This window comes from Vandammella animalimorsus (assembly GCF_002288875.1).
GTDB classification, from domain to species: Bacteria; Pseudomonadota; Gammaproteobacteria; order Burkholderiales; family Burkholderiaceae_C; genus Lampropedia; species Lampropedia animalimorsus.
Window position 1 is genome coordinate 1 of sequence record NZ_NTBH01000019.1, and the last position, 2,146, is coordinate 2,146.

At 66.8% G+C, this 2,146-nt stretch carries 1 protein-coding gene; it reads right to left on the minus strand.

Annotation, left to right across the window (positions count from 1 at the left end):
- Nucleotides 1-2,134 (minus strand): calcium-binding protein (locus CLI93_RS15580; protein WP_143327019.1); only part of this gene is annotated, 2,134 nt, incomplete at its 3' end.
- Nucleotides 2,135-2,146 lie beyond the last annotated feature (12 nt).

Here is a 2,146-nt window from a genome sequence, read left to right on the forward strand (position 1 = left end):
GCAGGGTGTCCTCGCCGTCTTCGCCGTAGAGTTCGTCGCCGCCCGTGCCGCCGATGAGTTCGTCGCGCCCACTGCCGCCGCGCAGCACGTCCAGGTCGCCGTCGTGCTCGCTGGCGTCGAGCAGGTCTTTGCCAGCGCCGCCAAACAGCTTGTCGCGCCCCTCGCCGGCAAACAGCCGGTCGTTGCCTTCGCTGCCTTCGGGCATGGCCACGGCGTCGTCGCCGTAGAGTACGTCGTTGTCATCGCCGCCGTGCAGCACGTCGTCGCCGGCCTGCCCGGCCATCCAGTCGTCGCCTGCGCCGCCGTCCAGATAATCCGTCCCGGTGCCGGCCAGTCGTTCGCTGCGCAAAAAGCTGCGACCGGGCGTGAGGCTGAAGTCCTGCGTCGAGTGGCTCCAGCTCCAGCGAAAGACCTGCCCGCTGGGCACGGCCACGCCGGCCTCCGCATGGCCATTGGGCAGGCGTCGCACCGTGCCATCGGCCTGCCATTGGTAGGCCGCCGTGCCTTGGTCCGCGCCGATGACCATGGAGCCACTGCCGACGAAGTAGTCCGCATCGCCCAGCAGCAGGTCCCGGCCGGCGCCGCCGCGCAGGGTGTCGTCTCCGTCGCCGCCGAACAGCACGTCTTCGCGGGCGCTGCCATAGATCAGGTCGCTGCCGGCCTGGCCGCTGATCCAGTCGCCACGGCGCATCTGGGCATCGTCGCTGTCGGTGCCGGCATCGGCCTGCAGGTAGCTGGCGCTGCCATCGCCGCCCCACAGCGTGTCGTTGCCGCCGCCGCCGGCGATGATGTCGCTGCCCCCGCCGCCATAGGCCACGTCCTCATCGTGATCGAGCTGGCTGCGGTTGACGCCCATGATCAAGAAGTCGCGCCCCTCGCCGCCCTGCACGTAGTCGCTGCCGCCAAAGGCATAGACCAGGTTGCTGTTGCCACCGCCGGTGTAGATCACGTCGCCATGACCGCTGCCGGTGAATTGCCCAGAGCGCGATTGGCTGCCATGCACCCAGATGCCTGCCGAGGCATGGGTGCCGATGTAGTGCTGGAACACGGGCGCGTCGCGGTGGTAGAGATCGAAGCGCTCGGGCTCGGGCACCACCCCAGGCACGTTGGCGTCGAGCTGCATGCCCAGCATGCCGTCCTGCCAGTTCTGCAGGCGCGCCAGGACGCGATAGCCATCGCTGCCGCGCGCCGCCAGCTCCCAGACGCCGTCGTCGCTCAATTGCTGCAGGCGATATTGGCCCTGGCTGTCCTGGTAGACCTGCGCACGGTTGTTGTCGGCAATGGGGATGTTGGGGCGCGAGAACACCATGCCATCGAGGCTCTGGCCATCCACTTCCAAGTGCCCATCGCCATCGACTTCCACTATCGTGTCCACGCCCGAGTCTTGGCTGCTGAGCACGTAGGTGTCGTGGCCTTGGCCGCCGTCCAGGTAATCGCTGCCGCTGCCGCCTTGCAAGATGTCAGCGCCCCCTTCGCCGTAGATGTGATCCTCGAAATCGCCGCCCTTGAGGGTGCTCGCGCCTTGATTGTTTTCCTCGCCGCCGAAGATGACGTAGCGCGCGGTATCGATGCCTGGCACCCGGGTGTTGATCTCCTCATTGCTGGGCAGATCGACGAACACCACATCACGCTCGCGTCTGGCGGCGTCGTTGGTGCCGCCATTCCTGCTCGATTGCGCGGCCAGAAAGCGCGCGCGGTCCTTCAGCCAGCCCTGGGTCAGGGTGCCCTGCCCGGTGGCAGCGTCGTACAGATCCAGCTGCCCCCCATCGTTGAGCGCGTGGTAATCCAGCCCCTGGATGAAGAACGGATTGAGCTGGCGCAAGGCATGGCGCACGGCCAGGCCCCGCGCATCACCCGCCTGGGCCCATTGCGTCATCTCGGCCACATCCCCCGCCAGCGCATGCAACTGCGCACCGGCATATTCGCTGGCAAGCTCCAGCTCCAGGGCCGCCGGGTTGGCAAACAGCTTGGCATTGAGCTCGTTGAGCTTGGCATACAACTGCTCACGGTCGTTGCGCACTGGCGTGCCGTTGAGCCAGAACAGCCGGCCAATGCGCTCCAGCGTTTGCTCCAGCGTCATGCCCTCGTCGTCGGAGATGGCCGTCAAAATCCAATCGATTTGCGACAGGCTCAAGTCCTTGTTCAG